Raw genomic sequence first — 20,086 nt, forward strand, 5'->3', positions numbered from 1 at the left:
GTTAATACCCCACCGCTTGCCCATCTTTCCGCATTTCTGAGGCCCCGTGATAAACTTTTTGCGTGGTATCGGACAGAATGGCCTGATAGCCGCCGAAGAAATCCTTGGGAATCAGGTGGTGGCCCCGGCGCGCCAGTTCTTCGCGGACTTCGTTTGAAATACCGCTTTCCAACGCCAGGTGACCGCCGTCCAGCATGAGGGTGCCAATGGGTTCGCTGCTGCCGGAGTGGCTGAACCGGGCCGCGTCGCCCGCTTCCTGCACGTTCATGCCGAAATCCAGGAGATTACACAGAATCTGAACGTGGCCCTGCGGTTGCATCGCTCCGCCCATGACGCCAAAACTCAGGAACGGTTTTCCGTTTTTCAGGACAAAAGCCGGGATGATGGTGTTGAAGGGACGTTTGCCCGGTTTGTATTCGTTGGCGTGGCCGACTTGCAGGCTGAAACTCGTTCCCCGGTTGTGAAAAACAAATCCCAGCCCGTCGGGGACCAGCCCACTGCCAAATTCGAGCATGTTGCTTTGAATCAACGACACGATATTGCCTTCGTCGTCGGCCACGGTGAGGTAGGTGGTGTCGCCCTCCCGCAGCGGCAGCGCGCCGGAGTCGACGCGTTTGGCGGCCTGTTTCGGATCGATTAATTTCCGACGCCGGGCAGCGTAGTCCTTCGATAGCAACCACGATAGCGGTATTTTGGCGAAATCCGGATCTGCATAAAACCGGGCGCGGTCTTCGAAAGCCAGCTTTTTAGCTTCCGTCAACACGTGCAGATACTCCGCGCTGTTGTGTCCCATTCGCTTCAAATCATACGCTTCCAGGATGTTCAGCATCTGGAGAACGGCGATTCCCTGGCCGTTGGGCGGTAATTCAAAAACATCGAAGCCCCGGTAGTTGACAGAAACCGGATCGACCCAGGTGCTTCCGTGGCTGGATAAATCCTCTTTGCGAAGATATAGTCCGGTTTTTCGGGCATATTGATCGATGACTGCGGCAATCTCGCCTTTGTAAAAAGCATCCCGACCGCCGTTGGCGATTTTTTCGTAGGTAGCCGCCAAATCCGGGTTTTTGAAGATTTGTCCTTCTTTGGGAGGTAGCTGATTGATCAGAAACGTCCGGCGGAAGTTGTCGAACTCCTGAATCGTGGACCGGCTCGCTTCCAGCCGCCGAACGGCCTCCTGCCAGGAATAGGCAATGACCGACGGAACGGGAGCGCCTTCGCGGGCGTAGCGGATGCCGGGCATCAGCAGGGTTTTCATGGCGAGTTTGCCAAACCGCCGGTGCAATTCGAACCAGCCGTCTACGGTTCCCGGCACCGAAACCGACAGGGGGCCATACAGTGGAATCGTCTTGCTATCGCCTAAAACCGCCTTGAGTTTTTCGGATGTCAGCCCCCGCGGAGAGCGACCGCTGGCGTTCAAACCGTACAGTTTCCGGTCTTTGGCCGACCAGACGATGGCGAATAAATCGCCACCGATGCCGCAGTTGTTGGGTTCCAGCACACCCAGGGCCGCGTTGGCCGCAATGGCGGCATCGACAGCGGATCCACCCTGTTTCAGGATGTCGAGGCCGATTTGCGAAGCCAGGGGATGAGCCGTCGCCACCATGCCATGGCTGGCTACAACCGGGCTTCGGGTGGCGAAATTCAAGCCGCTGATGCGATCTCCTTTCCCCGTTTGCGCCATTCCCGGCGTGGAAAAGAGCACTAACAGGACATGACTGGTCAAGAAAAGCGTCGTCAAACGTTCTATTTTTAATTTCATACCGTAATTGCGTAGGCTCGGTGGGTAAGTTATCAAATAATGAGAAGCGGGGTGGAATTTCTCCCTGAAAAGCGGTCGGAATTCGATTTATTCCTATATTTCCGCAAACCGGTCACCATTTTTTCAACGACCGGTGCCGCATTCGTTTACCGTATCCTACGATGACAGAAATCAAACTAGACCTCGATCAAAAAAATCCCGGTGCTTTTTACCTCTACGAAGAGGGGGTTAAAATTGGCGAAATGGTAGTCAATATCGCCAACAATAAACTGACGGTTTACCACACCGAAGTGGTGCCGGAAGCCGAAGGAAAGGGCTACGCCAAACAGATGCTGGATGCGATGGTGGCGTATGCGCGGGAAAATAGCCTGAAAGTCGTTCCGCTTTGTCCATACGTACACGCCCAGTTCAAGCGGCATCCGAAAGACTATGCGGATGTTTGGACGAAGGAAGAAGACGGATTGTGAAAAAAGGAATTTTAAATTCCCTTCTTTACCCCTGCATGGGCTGCCATTTCCAGTAGGTTAGGGATCGCCAGAGCCATTCGAAGGGGCCGAAGCGGAAAAACCGGAGCCAGACGGCCGAGAAGATGAATTGAAACAGCCACACGGCGGCCACGACGAAGTAAAGTTCGTAATACGACAGCTTGCCGAAATAGCCAAAACCATACCCGTAGAAAAACAAGGTGCAGATAATGCTCTGCATCAGGTAGTTGGTGAACGCCATTTGCCCAACGTTGGCCAGGGCTTTCATGAGCCAGGGAACGATGCCCGAGCGGTAGATCAACAACAGCAGACTCGCATGACCGAGGGCGGAAGCGGCCCGGCGGATCTGGTAGAAAGCCTGGAAAGGAAACGAATTTGCATCCAGGACCTTGCCGGGATTCGTAAACCAGGCGACGCCATCCCAGAAGGCAAACCAGCCCAGCGATAGGCCGATGCCGTAACCGGCCAGCAAGGTCAGAACGTAGGTTCGGGTGGGCAGTTGATTGGAAAAGAAGCCCCATTTGAACAGCGCCATGCCCAGAAACATCAGCGCCCAGGCGTCCCAGATGAAATTCTGGTAGAATTTAACCGACTCAAATTTGGTATTCAGCGGCAGATATGATTTGAAAATCGTGCCGTAATCGCCCTGCATGGTTTTGTTGATTTCGTCTTCTTTCTTCTTATCATATTTCGCGTTTTTTTCTACGGCCAGCCAGCCTTCTTTGGCTTTTTTAAGCTCGTCGGTCAGCGTTTTTTTCTGTTTCTCCAGTTGAATGGCTTTGAGGTAGCCTTCCCGTTTCTCCTGGGTTTCCATCGCCTTGAAAAACCCTTTTACGCCCAAAACCGCCACACAGAAAAACGCAATCAGGAGATACGACCGGGGCTTCATGTTCCGAAACGGAAACAGAAACAGGCCGCAAACGCCGTAGGTATACAGAATGTCGCCGGGCCAGAGCAGCACAAACGCGTTGAACATGCCGAACAGAATGAGCCAGAACAACCGCCGGTAGTAGTAATCGGGCATGCCGTAGCCATCGGTTCGGGTGTCTTTTTTGGCCATAAACAGCAACATCCCCGCGCCAAACAACATCGAAAACAAGGCCCGCATGGTTCCTTCAAAAACTACCGAAACCGTCAGGAAGGTCCGAAAATCCGGTGAATCGACCGGGGCCGTGAAAAACCGGGGCGTGGCCGTGTACGACAGGCCAAAGTAGGGGATGTTCATCATCAGAATGCCGAGCAGCGCAAAACCACGAATGACGTCGATGGTCTGTATGCGGTCGGCTTTGGCAACAGGCTGAACGGCGACGTAGCCGGGAGATTCGGAAGTCAAAGCGACGGTGGGGGAAAGGGCATCCATGGAGCAGAAGGGTAGAGGTTGACGATACCGTTTTGATTTGAAAAGGCCAGAGGATAAGTTTACTGCCGGTTACGGATACCAAACGCAGACAGAAAAGGTATTTTTGTTGTTTATTCTCTGTAATATAACCGGTTACATTCTGGGTATCAAAACGTTTTATTTAACGGCAAATCTTCAAAGAGCCTCACCATCGTGTCATGAAAAAAAGTATTTATAGTCTCGTCCTCCTCCTCAGCATTGGACTTTTTACGTCGGTTCAGGCCCAGAAAGACGTTAAGCTACAGGGTAATGTCAACGGACTGGGTACGGTTATGGTGTACCTCAAAAAAACCGATAATGCCAACAGCAAGCCCTTGATCGTGGATTCGACCCGGGCGGTGGATGGCAAGTTTGCGTTTAGCCGTACCATTCCTGAAATTGATTTCTACAACGTGGTGGCGGCTGGTTTGCCGGGGCAGGTGCAGTTTATCTGGGACGGTGATCTGACCCTCGAAGGCACCCGCGACGCGTTTCGCGAAGCCGAAGTAAAAGGCTCTCCGCTGACCGATCGCTGGCTGAAATTCCAGAATGAAGTGGACCGCCCCTACCGCGAAGTGCTGATGGATTTGTATAATGACCGCCAGCGGTCGACCGGCGACACGGCCATTGCCAACCGGGTGGTGCGGGAAGAAAAGCGGCTGAAGGCCGAACAAAACCAGAAAGTGGCCGAGCAGATCAAGGCCAATCCTGATTCGCAACTGAGCCTGTATTTGCTGAACTGGTACTGGAACCAGTTTCCCAAAGCTGAAGCCCGCGCCATGTACGACAAGCTCAGCAGTTCGTTCAAGAGCCACACGCTGGCCAAACGGTTACAGAATCAGTTGAAGTAAAACCGGTATTCATGTCCGTTTGCTAAATCGTTGTCAGCCTGTTTGGATTGATTGGCCTACTTTTGCCATTTCATTTCAATCCATCCACGCTGCATGAGTCCTTTTTTACTCCGAATCCGGCTGATCGTCCTGATTCAATGGTTTGCTTTTCCTGCGTTTTGCCAGACGCCGAAATTAATACTGGCCACCTATACCTACGCCGACAACAACCGCCTGGGCAATATTCAGCCCCTGGCCGACGTCCTGAGTCAGAAACTGGGAATGCCGGTTCAGACCAAAAGTTACGCAAATGTGGCTTCGTTCATTGCCGGTATCGAGGCTGGTGAAGTCGATCTAGCCCTCATCAGCACGTTTGGGTATTTGCTGCTCATCAACCGGGGCGCCAGCCCGTATACGCCGGTAGCGGCTTTGCAGGTGCCGCCCGATGTGCGAGATAACTATAAAACCGCCCTTATTGCCCACGCGTCGTTGCCTATTGACCGGATGGCCGATTTGACGAAACAGGCTGCGCAGTATCGGATGACCTTTGTGAGCGAAACCTCCACCTCCGGCAACCTCATTCCACGGGCTTATCTGTATGCCCATGGTCTGCCGGAACCGGACCGGCAATTCAAGACCGTAGCATATAGCAAAACCCACGCCAACGGACTGACGCAGGTGCTGGAACGGAAAACCGATCTGGCGGCTTTCGGCAGTGAAGAGTACCACCAAGCCGTCCGGAAAGATTCAACGCTCAAAAACCGGATTAAACTGGTCTGGGAGTCGGAGGAAATACCGCTAGGCCCCGCTTTGCTAAAAAATACGCTGGACGTTTCGTTGCAGAAAAAGATCACGGAAATTCTGCTAGCCTTACACACCGAAAACCACGCTGCGCTGGTGGCCCTGCGTTCGGGTTGGTCGGAAGCCCGGCAAGCCGAGAAATTCCGGCCCATCGACAGGGCTTTTTACCAGTCGTATCAGCAACGAATCGGCGCTCCGAAAGCCCTGATTGAGCAGTTCGCCAATTTAATCCGGTGACGGCCTTTGTCACTACGCCAGCGGAATCCCGGCTTCGGCTGCTTTGCGAATGACGAATTGACGGGCTTCGTCGTATTCTTCCGGCGTGCGGAGGTGTTCGAGCATAAAGGGAACTTCGTTCGGCAAGGCGGTTACATTTCGGATGTAGGTCGGGTAATCGAGCGTTCCGCGGCCCGGCATGGTTTCGGCAAAGTGAACATCCTTGCCGTGGACATCTTTGGCGTGAACGGCCACAATCCAACGCCCTAAGGTGCGGAAAGTCTCGTTGATCAGGGCCGTGTTGTTGTAAAACCGGTCGGGCGTGTTGATGATGTTGGCCATGTCGACGTGTGCGCCAAAAGCCGGTCGGTCAATGGCCTTGATGAATTTCAGGTATGAATCCGGTCCGTCGGGCAAACTCCAGCCCATCATTTCCAGGGCAAATTTGGCTTTTTTCGGGTTGACAGCATCGATGACCTTCCGGCAGTTTTCCACCGTCGCATCGAAGTATTCTTTTGTTAGATTGCGGGCATCCGGACCGTCCCATTGTTTCGGGTTGTAGGAACCGGCAATGTTGACGCAGGTGAGCGCCCCGATCTCTTCGGCCAACGCCAGCCGTTCGATGACATACGCCAGGTTCTTGCTCCGTTTTTCGGCATCCTGATCCAGCATGTTGACCCAGGCCCCCACTTCGGCAATGAGGACGTTTTGCTCCGCGAAAGCCTTCCGGATGGCGGCAATTCTGGCGGTTTCTGTCAGCTTGACCGCCGGAACATACGCCGAACTGTAGTGCAGCCGCCGGTGCTCCCGCGCCAGTTCTGCCGGGTCGTCGCTCTTCAGAAAGATGGGGCCGCCGAGTCGCAACGGTTTCGGGGCGGTTTTCAGAACCGGGAGTTGAGGAGCCACCAGACTGCCTGCCAGCAAGGTGGAGGATTGGAGGAAGTGGCGACGGGAGAAGGAGAGCATACGGTGATTTTGGGTTAAATATACAAGGATTGGAGGAAAGGTTTTTTGTTACCATTTGTGCCTTTTTTTCAATTCAGATGATAACTTATTGCCTGATTTGGCATTTTTAGCTGACGGTGTTTGATGGAGTTTGTTCCCGAGCGGCTGGTTTATGGCCCGTTTGTGCTGCTGTCATCCAACGGATGCCCGTTTTTTGTCAGAAATTTGAAGCGAAATGAAAGCATGTTGAAAATGGATGGGAAAATAGTTGCAACCCTGTTGGTGCTTTGCATCAGTATGATTGAAGGCATATCACCTGCCCAGGCGCAGAAGAATGACGCCAAAAAGTACAAGGATTTGATGGACCTGGGTGTTGCGGCTTTTCAGAAAAAAGACTTTGAAACCGCTGTGCGGCATATGTCGGAAGCAGGTAACCTGATGTCGGCTGACACCATTGCTCCGCTTTATACCGGAATTGCTGCCCAACAACTAAAAGATCAGCCTGCCGCACGTACTCAGTTTGAGAAGTATGTTGTACGTGGAGGGCGGGATGCCGCCGTTTTTTACGCCTTGTCATCGATTTATAAAGCCGATCAGGACTATGAAAAGGCCCTTTCTACGCTCGACAAAGCCATTGCCATTCACCCTGCTAACCGGGATCTTGCCAACGAACGAATCAATATTTTTTTGACTGCCAATCGGATCGATGAGGCAATTGACGATTTGAAAAAGGCGGTTGTGCGAAATCCGAACGATGTACAAAGTCTCGTTAATCTTTCCATCATCTACTCAAATCTAGCTGCTAAAACGGACGAGGAAGTTGGCAAACTGGAAATCGAGACCAAGAAAGAAAGCGATCTGGGGAAACAACTGGCGGATACGAAAAAAACGCTGGACGTCTATCTGACTGAGCAGAAGCGACTCAATGCGCTCCTCAGGAAACAACCCCAAAATGCCGAATTGAAACGTCAACTAGGCACGGTAAAACAGCGCATTACTGATAATCAGGCTACAATCGCTCAACTGGAAGCGAATGACCAATCGGCCATGCACGCTTCAGCCGCGTTGGAAACTGGCAGACGGCTGGCGGAGGTCAGGGAGAAATATGCCGGAGAAAAAAAACTGGAAAAAGCTTACCTGACCCGCGCCCTAGCCCTTGATCCTGGTAATTACGATGCCAATTTCAATATGGGCGTCTGGTATTTTAACCAGGCCGTTAAACTTAAAAAAGTAGTCGATGGCATGAATTTGGCGGAGTATGCCCAGTATGGCAAACGGATAGAAGGGCAGGTATGTGGCACGTTCAAAAAAGTAGTGCCGTATTTTGAACGGGCCAGACAGACTAAAAGCACAGAAGCCGATCTGAACGAGCATTTAACCAATCTGCAAAACATTCTGAAGCAGTTTGAGGAGAAAAAAGTGGCTTGTGTCGTGCCCATCGGCGACGAACCTTTTTTGACCACCATATCCGCCGACCCCGTTGCACAGCGCCCTCCCGAATCTAAACCTACTACCACGCCGGGCCCAAAACCGGGTCAGACCACCCCGCCCACCACGGCGGCTGCCCGGCAACCGGTTGATTCGAAACCCGATAAGCCGACTGAACCACCCGCCAGCCAGGCCGCTGTCGTAGCCTTTCCCCGACGCTTTGCGCTCGTGGTCGGCAACTCCGCTTACCAGAATGGGTCGTCGCTGGAAGGAATGCCCGTCAATGATGCCACTGATATCGCCGATCGGCTGCGTGCGCTGGGTTTTTTGGTGACGCTGGTGACGAATTCTACCAAATCCACGCTTGAAACAAGCATCGGTCAGTTCAATCAACAGCTTAAAAACGCCGATGTCGCGCTTTTTTTCTATGCCGGACACGGTATTGAATTCGATAATCACAACTACCTGATTCCGGTGGATGCAAAGCTGACGGATCCGGACGATGTGGATCTCCAGGGCGTCGATGTGCAGAAACTGATCGACCGGATGCGCCGGAATACCCAGGCGGCTTTTAATGTGATTATCATGGATGCCTGCCGCGATAATCCGTTCAAATCCTTCAGCCGGGGCGGTTCCCGGGGGTTTAAACCCGTTGGTGATCTTTCCGGCGAAGGCAATATGTATCTGGCCATGGCAACCGGCTGGGGGAACGTTGCCGAAAATAGTTCCGGAAGAAATGGCGTATACACCCGCTCGCTGCTCAACCACCTTCGGTCGGGCGAAGTGCTGGATGATGTCTTGTTACGCACTCAGATTGAGGTGAAACGGCAAACCAAAAACCGGCAAAACCCGCAGGTTGTTACGGAAATGGCGCAGGAAATCAAGTTGAAATTCTGATAAAAACCAGGCTGATCATGCTGATCAAGATTTGCCATCCGCGACACAAGTACAATGGGTTGTAATCTTGCTTTCTCGCTGCGGATTGCAAATCCGCGGCAGAGTGGGTCGAGATTTTAAATCTCGACCAGCCATTCCAAATCCCGACCAGCGGTTAACTAATCCGGCTCCAGTTCGTTTCGCCTTCCCGCTGCATTTCGACCTGATTCCGGACGGGGGCGTGCTGGGGCAAAATCAAATCGGGGTCTTCGTCCAGAATCTGTTGCGCCGATTCGCGGGCGGCTGTCAGAATGGCCCCGTCTTTGGCCAGGTCGGCCAGAATGAGGTCGGCAATACCGCTTTGCTGGGTGCCGGAGAGGTCGCCGGGGCCGCGAAGCTGGAGGTCGACGTCGGCAATTTCAAATCCGTTGTTGGTTTTCACCAGCGTCTCGATGCGGGTGCGGGTTTCTTTGGAGAGCTTGTAGTCCGTCATCAGAATGCAATACGACTGCTCGGCACCCCGCCCGACGCGCCCCCGTAACTGGTGCAACTGCGCCAGGCCGAACCGCTCGGCACTTTCGACCACCATCACGCTGGCATTCGGTACGTTTACGCCCACCTCGATCACCGTCGTAGCCACCATGATTTTGGTCTCGCCCTTCACAAACCGGTCCATTTCAAAATCCTTGTCGTAGCCCGTCATCCGGCCGTGCAGCACGCCGATGGGATGATTTGGGAAGGCCCGCGTGATGCTTTCGTGACCGTCCATCAAATCCTTGAAATCCAGCTTTTCCGATTCTTCGATCAACGGATACACGATGTAAATTTGCCGCCCCTGCTCAATTTGCTGCCGGATAAATCCGAACACTTCCAGCCGGTGCGTGTCGTATCGATGAACGGTCTTGATTGGTTTCCGGCCCGCCGGGAGTTCGTCGATCACCGACAGATCCAGGTTGCCGTAAAGCGTCATCGCCAGCGTCCGCGGAATGGGCGTGGCCGTCATAACCATCATGTGCGGGTAAATTTCCTGATTTTTATTCCAGAGCCGGGCGCGCTGGGCCACGCCAAAGCGGTGTTGCTCGTCGATGATGCACAAACCGAGGTTTTTGAACTGCACCACGTCTTCCAGCAGCGCGTGCGTGCCGACGATGATGTGCATCAAACCGCTTTGCAATTGGTCATGGATGATCCGGCGGCCTTTGGTGCGGGTCGAGCCCGTCAGCCGCCCGATGGTCAGGCCCAGTTGGTCGGCAAACACTTTCAGTCCGTAGTAATGCTGGTCGGCCAGAATTTCGGTCGGGGCCATGATGCAGGCCTGAGCGCCGTTGTCGATCGCCATGAGCATGGCAATGAAGGCGACGATCGTTTTGCCGCTGCCGACGTCCCCCTGCAACAGCCGGTTCATCTGTTTTCCGCTGACCAGATCGCCGTGAATTTCGCGCAAAACCCGCTTTTGGGCATCGGTTAGTGAAAACGGCATGAACTCCTTATAAAACCGGGTCAGCAGCGTCATGTTTCGGAATATCTGACCAGGGTATTCGGTTTTGTGAATCAGCTTGTTTTTGATCAGCCGCAACTGGTTGTAAAACAGCTCTTCAAACTTCAGCCGCCGTTCGGCCTGTTTGAGCCAGGCCTGGCTTTTGGGCAAATGAATGTTCTCAATCGCGTCGGCTTTCGAGATCATCCGGTATTTTTCCAGCAGCGAATTGGGCAGCGTTTCGTGAATGTGCGGATACGCTATTTCGAGCAACTGCTGCATCATGCGGGCAATCAGCTTGCTGTCGACCCGCATCCGGCGCAGTTTTTCGGTCAGGTTATAAATCGGGTGAAACGTGCTGCCCTGCTCGTTTTCGGCGGTTAAGGGGTCGAGTTCCGGGTGGGTAATGCTGAATTTGCTGCCAAAGGCAATCGGTTTGCCGTAGGCGATGTATTCGGCACCGGGGCGCAGAAATTTCTCAAAATGCGAAATGCCCTGAAAAAAAACCAGATCCATCGAACCGGTATGGTCGGTAAACTCCGCCACCAGCCGTTTCTTGGGGCCTTCGCCGATTATCGCCCAGTCGCGGATACGCCCGATGACCTGGGCCGCCGGGAGGGCTTCCGAGAGTTCAATGATGGTGGTAAAGCGGGTGCGGTCTTCGTGCCGGAACGGGTAATACTGAATCAGGTCCCGGTATGTAAAAATGTTGAGTTCGGTATTGAGTAACGACGCCCGCTGAGGGCCTACACCCTTCAAATAGTCAATTTTTGTGTCGAAAAACGTTACGCGCTCAGTCATACCCTCAATTTGTTGAACAACCCCGCGGGAGTGGAATGGTTCGGGAGTCAGCCATGTGGTTAACCAAAACTACAAAATTTCGTAAAAGATACTGTTTTTCGGATGAGTTGATACCAATTTGTCGCTTGAAATCAGGGAATAAAGGGCTGAAAATGAAAATTTTTAGAACGATTCTTTTAAATTCTGCCATAATGGCTTACTTTTTGTAAGTACATACCGGGATAGCATGTGGTCTATGGCTCAACGGAATACGTTTCTTTTATTTCTGGTGCTCATCGCCTTAAGCCGTTGGGTATCAGCTTCACATATCGTCGGCGGCAACGTCCGGCTTACCGCCGGGGGAACGCCTGACCAATATACCTTGTCGCTGGATTTGTTCATCGACGAACAAAACAGCCGGGCGGGCGACATCAAGCCAAGCCTCAAACTGGCGATTTACCGCCGACGGGACAATCTGAAAATGGGCGAGTTCGAACTCCCCTTGCTCAGTGAGCAGGCGCTCGCCGTTTCTAACCAGGCCTGTGCGCAACTGCGGCCCCTGAAACTTCGCGAAATCATTTACAGCAAAGCCATTGAACTGTCCGGCGATCGTTTCGACGACCCCGACGGCTATTACGTCGTCCACGGGGTGTGTTGCCGCAGCGGAGCCATCGATAACATCGTTCAGGCTGATGAGTCGGGTATGGTTTTTTACCTGGATTTTCCGCCAATCAAAACCGTCCCGAATTCGTCACCGGTTTTTTCGGTTCCTACGGGCGAATATGCCTGCAAAGGACAACCGTTTACGTTCAGCTTCAAGGCCACCGACGCCGATGGCGATCAACTCAAATATTCGATTGTCACGCCCTACAAAGGCTTTACGAACCAGGGTGTTGCCTTTGACAACCAGCCCAGTTCGACCTACCCGACCGTTGGATGGAAGGCCGGTTTCAGTGCGGCCAGTTCCGTTCCCGGCACGCCGGGCCTTCAGGTCAATGCCGAAACCGGGGTGCTTACCGTAACCGCCAGCCAGGTGGGCCTGTTTGCTTTTGCGGTTTTGTGCGAAGAATACCGGGATGGAAAACGGATCGGTTCCGTTCGGCGGGATTTTCAACTGGCCGTTGTCGATTGCCCGAATAACACACCACCCGCTCCAACGATTACGCTGGAGAAAGCCCCCGAAAATGCCGTGATCGGCAAGGCGGCAAACGGAGCCATTTTAAGTGTTTCAGCCTGCCAGGGTCAGAGCGTAATCCTCAAAACCGAGGCTTCCCCCACCTGGTCGTTTCAGTGGCAACGCGACGGTCTCAATCTGCCGGGCGATACGCTGGCTACGCTGGTGGCCAGAGAATCCGGAAATTATACGGTGGTCAAACAATTCCGGAACACCTGCGGCAAACCCAGTCCGGCGCAAACCAGCGTGAAAGTCGACCTGTCGGAAGCCGAAACCCTGAAACTGACGGCGACGGGGCCGACCACGTTCTGCGACGGGAAATCCGTGATCCTGAAAGCCCCCGAAGGCCCGTATTTGTATGCGTGGTTCAAAGATGACCGTGTGTTTCCGGGTGCCAGCGAGCCGGATTATCAGCCGCACGAAACCGGCGAGTACAAGGTTCAGATCACGAGTGCGATTACCGGCTGCGTCGTCACTGACAGCGTCATGATTCGGGTGAAACCCAAACCGCAGGCGTCGATTGTCCCGCCCTCACTGACAACGGCCTGTTCCGGCGATACCATCCGGTTGAACGCCATCACCCGCCCAACCTATACCTATCAATGGGCCAATACCGGAACGGTTATCGACCAGCAAGCAGGAGCGTCGCTGGCGGTCACACAGGCCGGCCATTATGTGCTGACCGTCACCGACACCAACCAGTGCCAGGCCACTTCCGAAGAGGTTCTGCTGCAATTTAAAACCGCTCCCGCCGTTACGATGGCGCCTTTACCGGCCCTTTGTGAAAATGCCACTGCGCGTCTGGCCCTGCGTGCCGAACCCGGTGGCGGAACGTTTGCCGGTGTGGGGCGGGCGGCTGGTGCCGTTTCGGGGCTGGAATTCGACCCGGCCAAAACCGGCCCCGGTCAGTTTGTGATTACCTACACGCTATCGATGCCGGGCAATACCTGTCCGGGCCGGGCGCAACAGACGGTGGTGGTGCATCAGGCGCCGACCATTACCGTTGCCGACGCGACGGTTCGACGGGGCAGCGAGGTTGAGTTAAACAAAAACAGCATCGATTCGCTCCGGTATTACTGGACACCCTCCATCGGATTGAGCAGCCCGGTGGCGGCCCAGCCTTTTGCGAGTCCCGACACCACCACCACGTATCGGGTGAGGGTTACTTCCCCGCAGGGCTGTGAATATACCACCCGGTTGACGGTGACGGTGATAACGCCCCTTTTTATCCCGGATGCCTTTACACCCAATAACGATGGAATGAACGACCAGTGGGTGATCCGGGGAATCAGCGATTATCCTGATTGCCAGGTTGAAGTATACAACCGCTGGGGCAATCCGGTTTTTGTTTCCCAGGGCTATTCGCAGCCTTGGGATGGCAAAAGCGCAGGGCAGGATTTGCCCCCGGCGGTCTACCATTACGTGATTAAACCCGGTGACTCGCAGCCCCATCGGAGCGGCAGTTTGCTGATTACCCGGTAAAAGGGCAAAACCGTCATGGAATCGCTTTACGACAGCGTGTAAGCCACAGGCCGACCGTTTCTAAAGAGTTTTGTTTAATTTTTCTTCCACATTCTTCCTTTTTTTGATTGAATGGGCTTAACCATTGCCCACGATTGCCGATTTTTGGCGCTTCTTGTGAACGAAAATTGGATCGCATGGAAACACAGTATACTAATTCTGAGAGTAGACCAACGGTTTTGTTGGTAGATGACGACGAAGAGGACCGGATGTTGATGCGAATGGCGCTTGAATCGATGGAAATGGCGGCCCCGATTCGGGAGTTTGACAGTGGAGAGCGGCTGTTGAGTTTTATGGAGCAGGAAGGCGATTCGCCGGCTGCACTGAGTTCGTGGATCATCATTTTGGATAAGTACATGCCGGGCCTGAGCGGATTCGACACGCTGCGGGAAATCATGGACAGGCCGGTCTGGCAACGCATCCCGGTGGTCTTGTTTGTCAATACCCAGAATCAGGGCGAAATGGAATTGTGCATCGACCTCGGAGCCACGGTTTGTATCAGTAAACCCCTTTATTTTGAAGAGATTAAAGAGTTGATGCGGCAGGTCTACCAGCATTGGCTGGCGTTGACGTCGGCGTCATCGACCAACAATTTATCCGTCCAGTAACCGCACTTCGACCCGCCGGTTTTTCCGTTTATTCTCCTCCGTGTCGTTGGCTGCAATGGGTTTCGTCTGCCCGTATCCTTTGAAGCGAAGGCGGCTTTCGGCAATACCGTTGGTTGTCAGGTAGGTTGTAATGACCCGGGCGCGGTTTTCGGAAAGCGCCAGATTCAGCCGCGGATCGCCCACGTTGTCGGTATGACCCGAAATCTCAATTCGCAAACCCGGTCGGCTTTTCAGCAGAGCCACCAACTGATTCAGTTGGGTGTAGGATTCGGGGCGCAGTAAATAACTGCTCTGGTCGAAGTAGACGTTGTTGAGCGTAACGGTTTTTCCCGTCGTCAGGGTGGCTAAATCCGTATTGACCGGGGCGGCTGTGGTCGCTGGTTTGGCTTCCGGCACCACCGGTTTGGTCTCGGCAACCACCGGAGGAGTTGTTTGCTTTGGGCTGGGTGTTGCCACCACCGGGGGCGAAGTCGTCGCGGGGGGCGTTACCACCGGCGGGGTAGTCGCAGGCGAAACCGGTTCTGCGGTGGGCTGCGTTTCGGCAACAACCGAACTTTTGGCCCGCTGCAACCGGATCGTGATGTCGTGCTGATCTTTCACATCAACCGTGTACTCGTAGGGCTGATAGCCTTCAACCTCCACGGTAAACCGGATTTTTTGCCCGAATTCTGCCAGAAACGTAAAACGTCCCTCGCGCGGTGGGCCGTTCATAATCACCCGTTTTCCGTTAAATTCCTGAATTTGGACATTCAGCTTCTGCCGGACGAGTTGCTTGGTGTCGTAGTCAACCACGGTGACATTAACGGGCGATTCGGCCGAAACCTCGCGTTCCATTTCAAGCACGATGGTTTGCTGGGATTGCTCCGGGTCGGTTACGCGGTCGAGACGAAGAATTTTCTGCGTCGGTCGGTAGCCGACATAATTGGCATCGAGCCGGTAGATGTACCCGGCGGGCAGTGCCACGGTGTAAGAGCCCAGTTGCAGTGTACCGCGCTGGACTTTCCTGGTTTTTTCGTTGGTAATGGTCAGGGTTGCCGGAAGCAGGCGGCCGCTGCGGTCTTTCGTTTCAATCCGAACAGTGTATTCTTCCACCGGATTGGTTTGTCCGGTACCCACTACGGCCTGTAGCGTCAGGAAGAGGGAAAGAATAAAAGCGTTAAAACCTTTCATTTCGCTTAGGAGCTACGGTTTTCGGCGACGGCTACCCAGCGCCAGCCCGGCATAGACATCGGCCCCGCGCGGACTCAATTTATTGGAACTACTACCAATCATGCCAAACAGATTGTCGGTTCCCAGAAAAACCGGCCCCACCCGGATGGAAGCCCCCGCCATGAAGGCGTTATTCAGAAACACCAGCGGAATGGCTACGCCAACTGTCGAGGTTTCGAGCCGGGGCGTTATCGCAACCAGCGAAGGCTGGCGAATGGCAATCGCATCTTTGGCCCGCAAATCCTGGAGTAAAGTCCCCGTCAGGTAGAAGCCCCGCCCAACGTTGATGTCGGCATTGAGGGAAAGGGCCGTTGGCAATCCGGACGTAAACCGCCCGGTGTTGTTGGCTTCGGTCAGATTCAGTTCATCCCGAACCACTTCGGCAATGCCTTCGCTGCCTTTGGCTTTGATGAAATCGTCGGACGTAAATTGCTGGTTGGTGGTATTGATCGAATACCGTTGGACGTACCGGTTATCCTCATACCGAATGGCACCGATATCCATCAACGCTACCCCTAGACGCAGCGTATACTGGTCCGGATCATCGGCCGATTTAAGCTGGTATGAAAAGCCAATGTCGGCTCCCCAGCCTCTGCCGGGGTTGTTGCCGTCGAAAAACTGACGCAGGCTGACCGACCGCCCCTGATCCTGCAAATAGGTTGTGTAGCCCAGCTCGGCGTTAAGCTGATCGACCTGCATGTAGTAGGAACCCGTGTTGGCAGTGTCCGACAGGACGCGGTAGGACAACCCCTTGTTGTTCAGAAAACCGGCCGTGATGCCCTGCAGGCGTTTCACCGTGACGCCAATCGAAAGCTGTTGATACTCGTCCTGAATGAGTGCTGCCGCCAGCGTCAACCCGATTTCGGCGTAGGTGTTGGTGTTGATACTGAACTGGTTATCCTTATTCGGAATGTTGTAGAGTTGTTCGTCCTGCAAACCCGCCCGCACCACCGACAGCAGCGATTCCGACGCATTGCGGATCTGGGCCGTGGCCCGTAGCCGGGTTGTCAGCCCAATGGCCGCCCGACCACCCAGTTGAAGCAACAGAGACGGCCCGCGCAGGTCGGTCCAGGCGGTGGCATTTTTGGGTTTCCCATTGGCGATTTCTTCCAGATATTCGGGGCGGAATAAAACGGCCCCATCGGATAATTTATATTGATCCGGCACCCGTTTCAGTGCGAGCGAAGAGAGCGAATAGGGAGCCTGGTAGCGAACGTAATTGTTGTCGATGTGGGCATTCCCGGCCCCCAGATTCAGGTAAAAACCGTATTTGGAGTCGGTGGCAAAAGCGGGATTCAGATAAAGGCTCTGGGTACCGCCGTAGGGACTGGGCGCGATACCCAGAAAATTTTGGGCCGCAACCGAAGAAGTAAACAGACAAAAAGAAAGAAAACGGGTGATCCGTAAACTCATAAACAAAAAGGTTATAAATCTAGATTATGAATGATGGATGATGAACGATGAATTAGCTAACGCATACAAAATTCATCGTTCATCATCCATCATTCATAATTATTTAAACGCCTTCTGCTTCGACTTGTTTTACTTCGGGTACTAAACGCGTCAGGAGATTTTCGATACCGGCTTTCAGGGTCAGCGTGGAAGAGGGGCAACCGCTGCACGAACCTTGCAGCAACACCTTCACGGTGCCGTCTTCGTCGTTGAACGAGTGGAAGCTGATGGCTCCTCCGTCGGATTCAACGGCCGGGCGGATATATTGATCCAGGACGGACTTGATTTTTTGAATGGTCGGCGAATCCGCTTCCACTTTGGTGGTGTTGGAGTCGATGGTTTGCTGGGCAAAAACCGGTTTCTGGTCGTTGAAATACGCCCGGATATATTGTTTAACCTCAATCAGAACATCTTCCCACTCGGTTTGTTCGTCTTTCGTAACCGTGATAAAGTTGCTGGCAATAAACACCCGCTTCACGTAATCGAAGCCAAATAAAGCCACCACCAGGGGCGAATTTTTCCCGTTGATCAGGGCTTCCGACGCGTCGGCATAATCGAACGAAAGCCCTTCCGGTGCCAACGGAAAGTTCACCACGAACTTCATGGAGTTGGGATTCGGGCTGCTTTCGGTATACAGCGATAAAGCAGGATATAACGTACTCGTCATTTTCGTAATCGTTTCAGTTGTGTATCAAAACCGCTACTGGACAAACACCCGGCCGGATTGATTAGTTTGCCAACAATAAAAAACCTGTCCGGTATTCCCAGACAGGTTTTTAAGATCGCTGTGAAACCCTTCGGAATCACAAAAAGAATTTGATTAAGCTACCGGAGCTTCGGCCACTTCTGCTGCCGGAGCCGCTTCTACCGCTGCCGGGGCTGAGGTGATGATGCTCACGAATGAACGGCCACCTTTGCCTTTGCGGAAATGTACGGAGCCATCGACCAACGCAAACAGCGTGTGATCGCGGCCAATGCCGACGTTTTTGTCGGGGTGATGCTTGGTGCCGCGTTGACGAACGATGATGTTACCGGCAATGGCCGACTGACCACCGAACAGTTTCACACCCAAGCGCTTGCTCATCGAGTCGCGGCCGTTCCTGGAACTACCTACACCTTTCTTGTGTGCCATTTTTTTAGAAAGTTTACGGTTTACGGTTTATGGTTTACAGTTTCTGGTTAGCTAATACATCCGGGACAAGCACGTGTCAACCAACCGAAAACCGAAAACCGGGAACCGAAAACGATTATACAGTTATGTCTTCGATTAATACTTTGGTCAGATACTGACGGTGGCCATTTTTCTTCTTGTAGCCTTTCCGACGTTTCTTTTTAAAGACGATCACTTTTTCGCCTTTCAGGTGTTCCAGAATTTTGCCGGAAACCTGGGCGCCTTCGACGGTCGGGGCACCTACCGAAATTGTCCCGTCATTATCGACAAGTAGTACCTTGTCGAACACAAGTGCAGCGTCCGTGTCGCCTTCCAACCGGTGGGTATAGACGTATCGGCCCTTTTCAACTTTAAATTGCTGCCCTGCGATCTCTACGATTGCATACATGATTGATACAGAAAATGTTGTTTCTCAGAAATGAGGTGCAAATATAGGAGTTTTTGTTTGAAAAAAGAAATCAGAACCTTCTATTCGCCAGAAATGTTAAATTAACAGGAAACGCACTGGTTGTTTGTTGGTTAGCACGAATTTTGTGCAGCGTTTTCGGGTTAAACGGCTTGCGTAACGTAGGAGGGCTTGCCGTCGGTCACCGGGCCGAAAGGGTGTATGGGTTCGGCATTGTAACGTCCTGCGGAGAAGATTATTCCGACTTTAACTCGATTCGTATGAAAGCATGGATAAGTCTGCTTGCTGTGCTGATGATTGCAGCAGCGGCCACGTTTGCGCCGGTACCCCCTTTGGCAGAGGAGAAAGTGTATACCATTGGCGACGCCGTCGTGGATTTTAAGCTGAAAAATGTCGATGGTCGCCTGGTTTCACTGAGCGATTATAAAAACGGGAGAGGGGTCATTCTGGTCTTTACGTCCAACCACTGCCCGTTTTCGAAAGCCTACGAAGAACGCATTATGGCGCTGGATCGGAAATACGCCGTGGCCGGTTTTCCGGTGATTGCCATTCAACCCAACGACCCGGGGGCCTACAGCGAGGATTCGTTTGAAAACATGAAAATCCGGGCGCAGGAAAAAAACTATTCATTCCCGTATTTGTCGGACGAAAGCCAGACCGTGGCCCACGCCTTTGGTGCCACCCGCACACCCGAAGCATTCATCCTGAAACGTTCCGGCGACCGATTTACGGTCGAGTATACCGGCTCCATCGACGACAGTCCGCAGATTCCCGCGGGCGTGCGTCGGCGGTATGTGGAGGACGCCGTCAATAACCTGCTGCTGGGCCGCCCCGTTGTTCTGACCACTACCAAAGCCATCGGCTGCGCCATCAAGTGGAAAAGCATGTAAGAGGATGATGGATGATGAACGATGAATGTGTAACTTCTACTCATCGTTCATCATCCATCATCCTCTTTTGGCACTGCTTTTGACAAGGGGTGTTTACAAACCAATCAATCAGTAAATCGTATGAAAAAGGTGATCATGACGTTCAAACAGATTCGTATGTTGGCCGGGGCAGCTTTCCTTGTGGCTTCATTATCGCTGACGTCTTGTCAGAATGACGGGAAAAATGAATCCCGCACCGAAGATGCCATGGAAAAAACGGGTGAGGCCGTAGAGGCCGATGCCGAAGAAGCCGGTGATAAAATGGAAGCCAAAGGCGAAGAAGCGGCTGCCGATTTTCGGGAGGAACGCGACAAAGTAGTGGCTGATATCAAGGAAGAACAACGGGATCTGGATGCCCGTATCGATAAATTAAAGGCGGATATCAACCGCGAAGGGGCAGAAGCCAAGGCAAAATCCAAAGAAAAACTGGCCGAACTGGAGGAAGACCGGAAGGAACTCGGTCAGGATCTGGAAAACGCTCAGAACGCCACCGCAGCCGCCTGGAAAGATGTGAAAAAAGGCTTTAAGGAAGCGGGCAAAAACATCGGCGATGCGTTTGACAAAGCTGGTGATAAACTTGATAACGATAACTAATCGTTCTGGTTAGTTAGGTATAAAAGCCGCCCCAACCGCGTTGGTTG

Annotated in this window: 17 protein-coding genes; 8 read left to right on the top strand and 9 right to left on the bottom strand. The window is 53.1% G+C overall.

Translation table 11 applies throughout. The features are described 5' to 3' along the window. Nucleotide 1: 1 nt before the first annotated feature. Nucleotides 2–1,681 (bottom strand): gamma-glutamyltransferase, encoded by a 1,680-nt coding sequence (gene ggt / locus ACO064_RS19590; protein ID WP_421831041.1) that lies wholly within the window; start codon nucleotides 1,679–1,681, stop codon nucleotides 2–4. A gap of 239 nt (nucleotides 1,682–1,920) precedes the next feature. Between ggt and ACO064_RS19595 the strand changes: the two genes are divergently transcribed. After that, on the top strand, nucleotides 1,921–2,226 hold the full coding sequence (locus ACO064_RS19595) for a GNAT family N-acetyltransferase (protein ID WP_421828920.1): 306 nt from the start codon (nucleotides 1,921–1,923) through the stop codon (nucleotides 2,224–2,226). A gap of 25 nt (nucleotides 2,227–2,251) precedes the next feature. On the opposite strand, the gene ACO064_RS19600 is transcribed toward ACO064_RS19595, so the two are convergent. Further along, nucleotides 2,252–3,604 (bottom strand): DUF418 domain-containing protein, encoded by a 1,353-nt coding sequence (locus tag ACO064_RS19600; RefSeq protein WP_421828921.1) that lies wholly within the window; start codon nucleotides 3,602–3,604, stop codon nucleotides 2,252–2,254. Nucleotides 3,605–3,801: 197 nt separating this feature from the next. Between ACO064_RS19600 and ACO064_RS19605 the strand changes: the two genes are divergently transcribed. After that, entirely contained in the window at nucleotides 3,802–4,473 is a 672-nt protein-coding gene (locus ACO064_RS19605) for a DUF4369 domain-containing protein (protein ID WP_421828922.1), read from the top strand. Between the two features lie 93 nt (nucleotides 4,474–4,566). Further along, the gene (locus ACO064_RS19610; protein ID WP_421828923.1) at nucleotides 4,567–5,490 is read left to right on the top strand and encodes a phosphate/phosphite/phosphonate ABC transporter substrate-binding protein; all 924 of its coding nucleotides are present in this window, start codon (nucleotides 4,567–4,569) and stop codon (nucleotides 5,488–5,490) included. 12 nt (nucleotides 5,491–5,502) lie between these two features. Here the strand turns inward: ACO064_RS19610 and ACO064_RS19615 are convergent, their stop codons facing one another. After that, nucleotides 5,503–6,435 (bottom strand): sugar phosphate isomerase/epimerase family protein, encoded by a 933-nt coding sequence (locus ACO064_RS19615; protein ID WP_421828924.1) that lies wholly within the window; start codon nucleotides 6,433–6,435, stop codon nucleotides 5,503–5,505. A 123-nt stretch (nucleotides 6,436–6,558) separates the two neighbouring features. On the opposite strand from ACO064_RS19615, the gene ACO064_RS19620 reads away from it, so the two are divergent. Then, entirely contained in the window at nucleotides 6,559–8,739 is a 2,181-nt protein-coding gene (locus ACO064_RS19620; RefSeq protein ID WP_421831042.1) for a caspase family protein, read from the top strand. A 154-nt stretch (nucleotides 8,740–8,893) separates the two neighbouring features. Here the strand turns inward: ACO064_RS19620 and recG are convergent, their stop codons facing one another. Next, on the bottom strand, nucleotides 8,894–10,996 hold the full coding sequence (gene recG, locus ACO064_RS19625) for an ATP-dependent DNA helicase RecG (protein ID WP_421828925.1): 2,103 nt from the start codon (nucleotides 10,994–10,996) through the stop codon (nucleotides 8,894–8,896). Between the two features lie 226 nt (nucleotides 10,997–11,222). Here recG and ACO064_RS19630 point away from each other — a divergent pair, with 226 nt between their 5' ends. Both ACO064_RS19630 and ACO064_RS19635 read left to right on the top strand, forming a co-directional pair. Beyond that, nucleotides 11,223–13,631 (top strand): gliding motility-associated C-terminal domain-containing protein, encoded by a 2,409-nt coding sequence (locus ACO064_RS19630; protein WP_421828926.1) that lies wholly within the window; start codon nucleotides 11,223–11,225, stop codon nucleotides 13,629–13,631. Between the two features lie 176 nt (nucleotides 13,632–13,807). Beyond that, nucleotides 13,808–14,278, top strand: a complete 471-nt coding sequence (locus ACO064_RS19635) for a response regulator (RefSeq protein ID WP_421828927.1) — start codon at nucleotides 13,808–13,810, stop codon at nucleotides 14,276–14,278. On the opposite strand, the gene ACO064_RS19640 is transcribed toward ACO064_RS19635, so the two are convergent. From ACO064_RS19640 to rplU, 5 genes are all read right to left on the bottom strand, one after another. After that, nucleotides 14,264–15,448 (bottom strand): OmpA family protein, encoded by a 1,185-nt coding sequence (locus ACO064_RS19640; protein WP_421828928.1) that lies wholly within the window; start codon nucleotides 15,446–15,448, stop codon nucleotides 14,264–14,266. The genes ACO064_RS19635 and ACO064_RS19640 overlap by 15 nt on opposite strands. Before the next feature lie 12 nt (nucleotides 15,449–15,460). Further along, nucleotides 15,461–16,900, bottom strand: coding sequence for a DUF5723 family protein (locus tag ACO064_RS19645; protein WP_421828929.1), 1,440 nt, complete (start codon nucleotides 16,898–16,900; stop codon nucleotides 15,461–15,463). A 103-nt stretch (nucleotides 16,901–17,003) separates the two neighbouring features. Further along, a complete protein-coding gene (locus ACO064_RS19650) occupies nucleotides 17,004–17,606 on the bottom strand; it encodes a NifU family protein (RefSeq protein WP_114405452.1) in 603 nt (200 codons plus the stop codon). Nucleotides 17,607–17,759: 153 nt separating this feature from the next. Further along, complete coding sequence (gene rpmA, locus ACO064_RS19655) at nucleotides 17,760–18,071, bottom strand: 50S ribosomal protein L27 (RefSeq protein ID WP_421828930.1); 312 nt, start codon at nucleotides 18,069–18,071, stop codon at nucleotides 17,760–17,762. Between the two features lie 115 nt (nucleotides 18,072–18,186). After that, nucleotides 18,187–18,498 (bottom strand): 50S ribosomal protein L21, encoded by a 312-nt coding sequence (rplU, locus tag ACO064_RS19660; protein ID WP_138990084.1) that lies wholly within the window; start codon nucleotides 18,496–18,498, stop codon nucleotides 18,187–18,189. A gap of 278 nt (nucleotides 18,499–18,776) precedes the next feature. On the opposite strand from rplU, the gene ACO064_RS19665 reads away from it, so the two are divergent. After that, nucleotides 18,777–19,406 carry a thioredoxin family protein gene (locus ACO064_RS19665; protein ID WP_421828931.1) on the top strand — a complete coding sequence of 210 codons (630 nt, stop codon included), beginning with the start codon at nucleotides 18,777–18,779 and terminating at the stop codon, nucleotides 19,404–19,406. Nucleotides 19,407–19,526: 120 nt separating this feature from the next. Next, a complete protein-coding gene (locus ACO064_RS19670) occupies nucleotides 19,527–20,039 on the top strand; it encodes a hypothetical protein (RefSeq protein ID WP_421828932.1) in 513 nt (170 codons plus the stop codon). The last annotated feature ends 47 nt before the right edge of the window (nucleotides 20,040–20,086 follow it).

Origin of the sequence: Larkinella sp. (assembly GCF_965227735.1) — a bacterium.
In the GTDB taxonomy this organism is placed as follows: domain Bacteria; phylum Bacteroidota; class Bacteroidia; order Cytophagales; family Spirosomataceae; genus Larkinella.

Bases quoted from the DNA above. Each gene is read 5' to 3' on its own strand.
- ACO064_RS19610 (WP_421828923.1), top strand. From the start codon at position 4,567: ATGAGTCCTTTTTTACTCCGAATCCGGCTGATCGTCCTGATTCAATGG.
- ACO064_RS19600 (WP_421828921.1), bottom strand. From the start codon at position 3,604: ATGGATGCCCTTTCCCCCACCGTCGCTTTGACTTCCGAATCTCCCGGC.
- ggt (WP_421831041.1), bottom strand. From the start codon at position 1,681: ATGGCGCAAACGGGGAAAGGAGATCGCATCAGCGGCTTGAATTTCGCC.
- ACO064_RS19605 (WP_421828922.1), top strand. From the start codon at position 3,802: ATGAAAAAAAGTATTTATAGTCTCGTCCTCCTCCTCAGCATTGGACTT.
- ACO064_RS19650 (WP_114405452.1), bottom strand. From the start codon at position 17,606: ATGACGAGTACGTTATATCCTGCTTTATCGCTGTATACCGAAAGCAGC.
- recG (WP_421828925.1), bottom strand. From the start codon at position 10,996: ATGACTGAGCGCGTAACGTTTTTCGACACAAAAATTGACTATTTGAAG.
- ACO064_RS19665 (WP_421828931.1), top strand. From the start codon at position 18,777: ATGAAAGCATGGATAAGTCTGCTTGCTGTGCTGATGATTGCAGCAGCG.
- ACO064_RS19670 (WP_421828932.1), top strand. From the start codon at position 19,527: ATGAAAAAGGTGATCATGACGTTCAAACAGATTCGTATGTTGGCCGGG.
- ACO064_RS19640 (WP_421828928.1), bottom strand. From the start codon at position 15,448: ATGAAAGGTTTTAACGCTTTTATTCTTTCCCTCTTCCTGACGCTACAG.
- ACO064_RS19630 (WP_421828926.1), top strand. From the start codon at position 11,223: ATGTGGTCTATGGCTCAACGGAATACGTTTCTTTTATTTCTGGTGCTC.
- rpmA (WP_421828930.1), bottom strand. From the start codon at position 18,071: ATGGCACACAAGAAAGGTGTAGGTAGTTCCAGGAACGGCCGCGACTCG.
- ACO064_RS19635 (WP_421828927.1), top strand. From the start codon at position 13,808: ATGGAAACACAGTATACTAATTCTGAGAGTAGACCAACGGTTTTGTTG.
- ACO064_RS19620 (WP_421831042.1), top strand. From the start codon at position 6,559: ATGGAGTTTGTTCCCGAGCGGCTGGTTTATGGCCCGTTTGTGCTGCTG.
- ACO064_RS19595 (WP_421828920.1), top strand. From the start codon at position 1,921: ATGACAGAAATCAAACTAGACCTCGATCAAAAAAATCCCGGTGCTTTT.
- ACO064_RS19615 (WP_421828924.1), bottom strand. From the start codon at position 6,435: ATGCTCTCCTTCTCCCGTCGCCACTTCCTCCAATCCTCCACCTTGCTG.
- ACO064_RS19645 (WP_421828929.1), bottom strand. From the start codon at position 16,900: ATGAGTTTACGGATCACCCGTTTTCTTTCTTTTTGTCTGTTTACTTCT.
- rplU (WP_138990084.1), bottom strand. From the start codon at position 18,498: ATGTATGCAATCGTAGAGATCGCAGGGCAGCAATTTAAAGTTGAAAAG.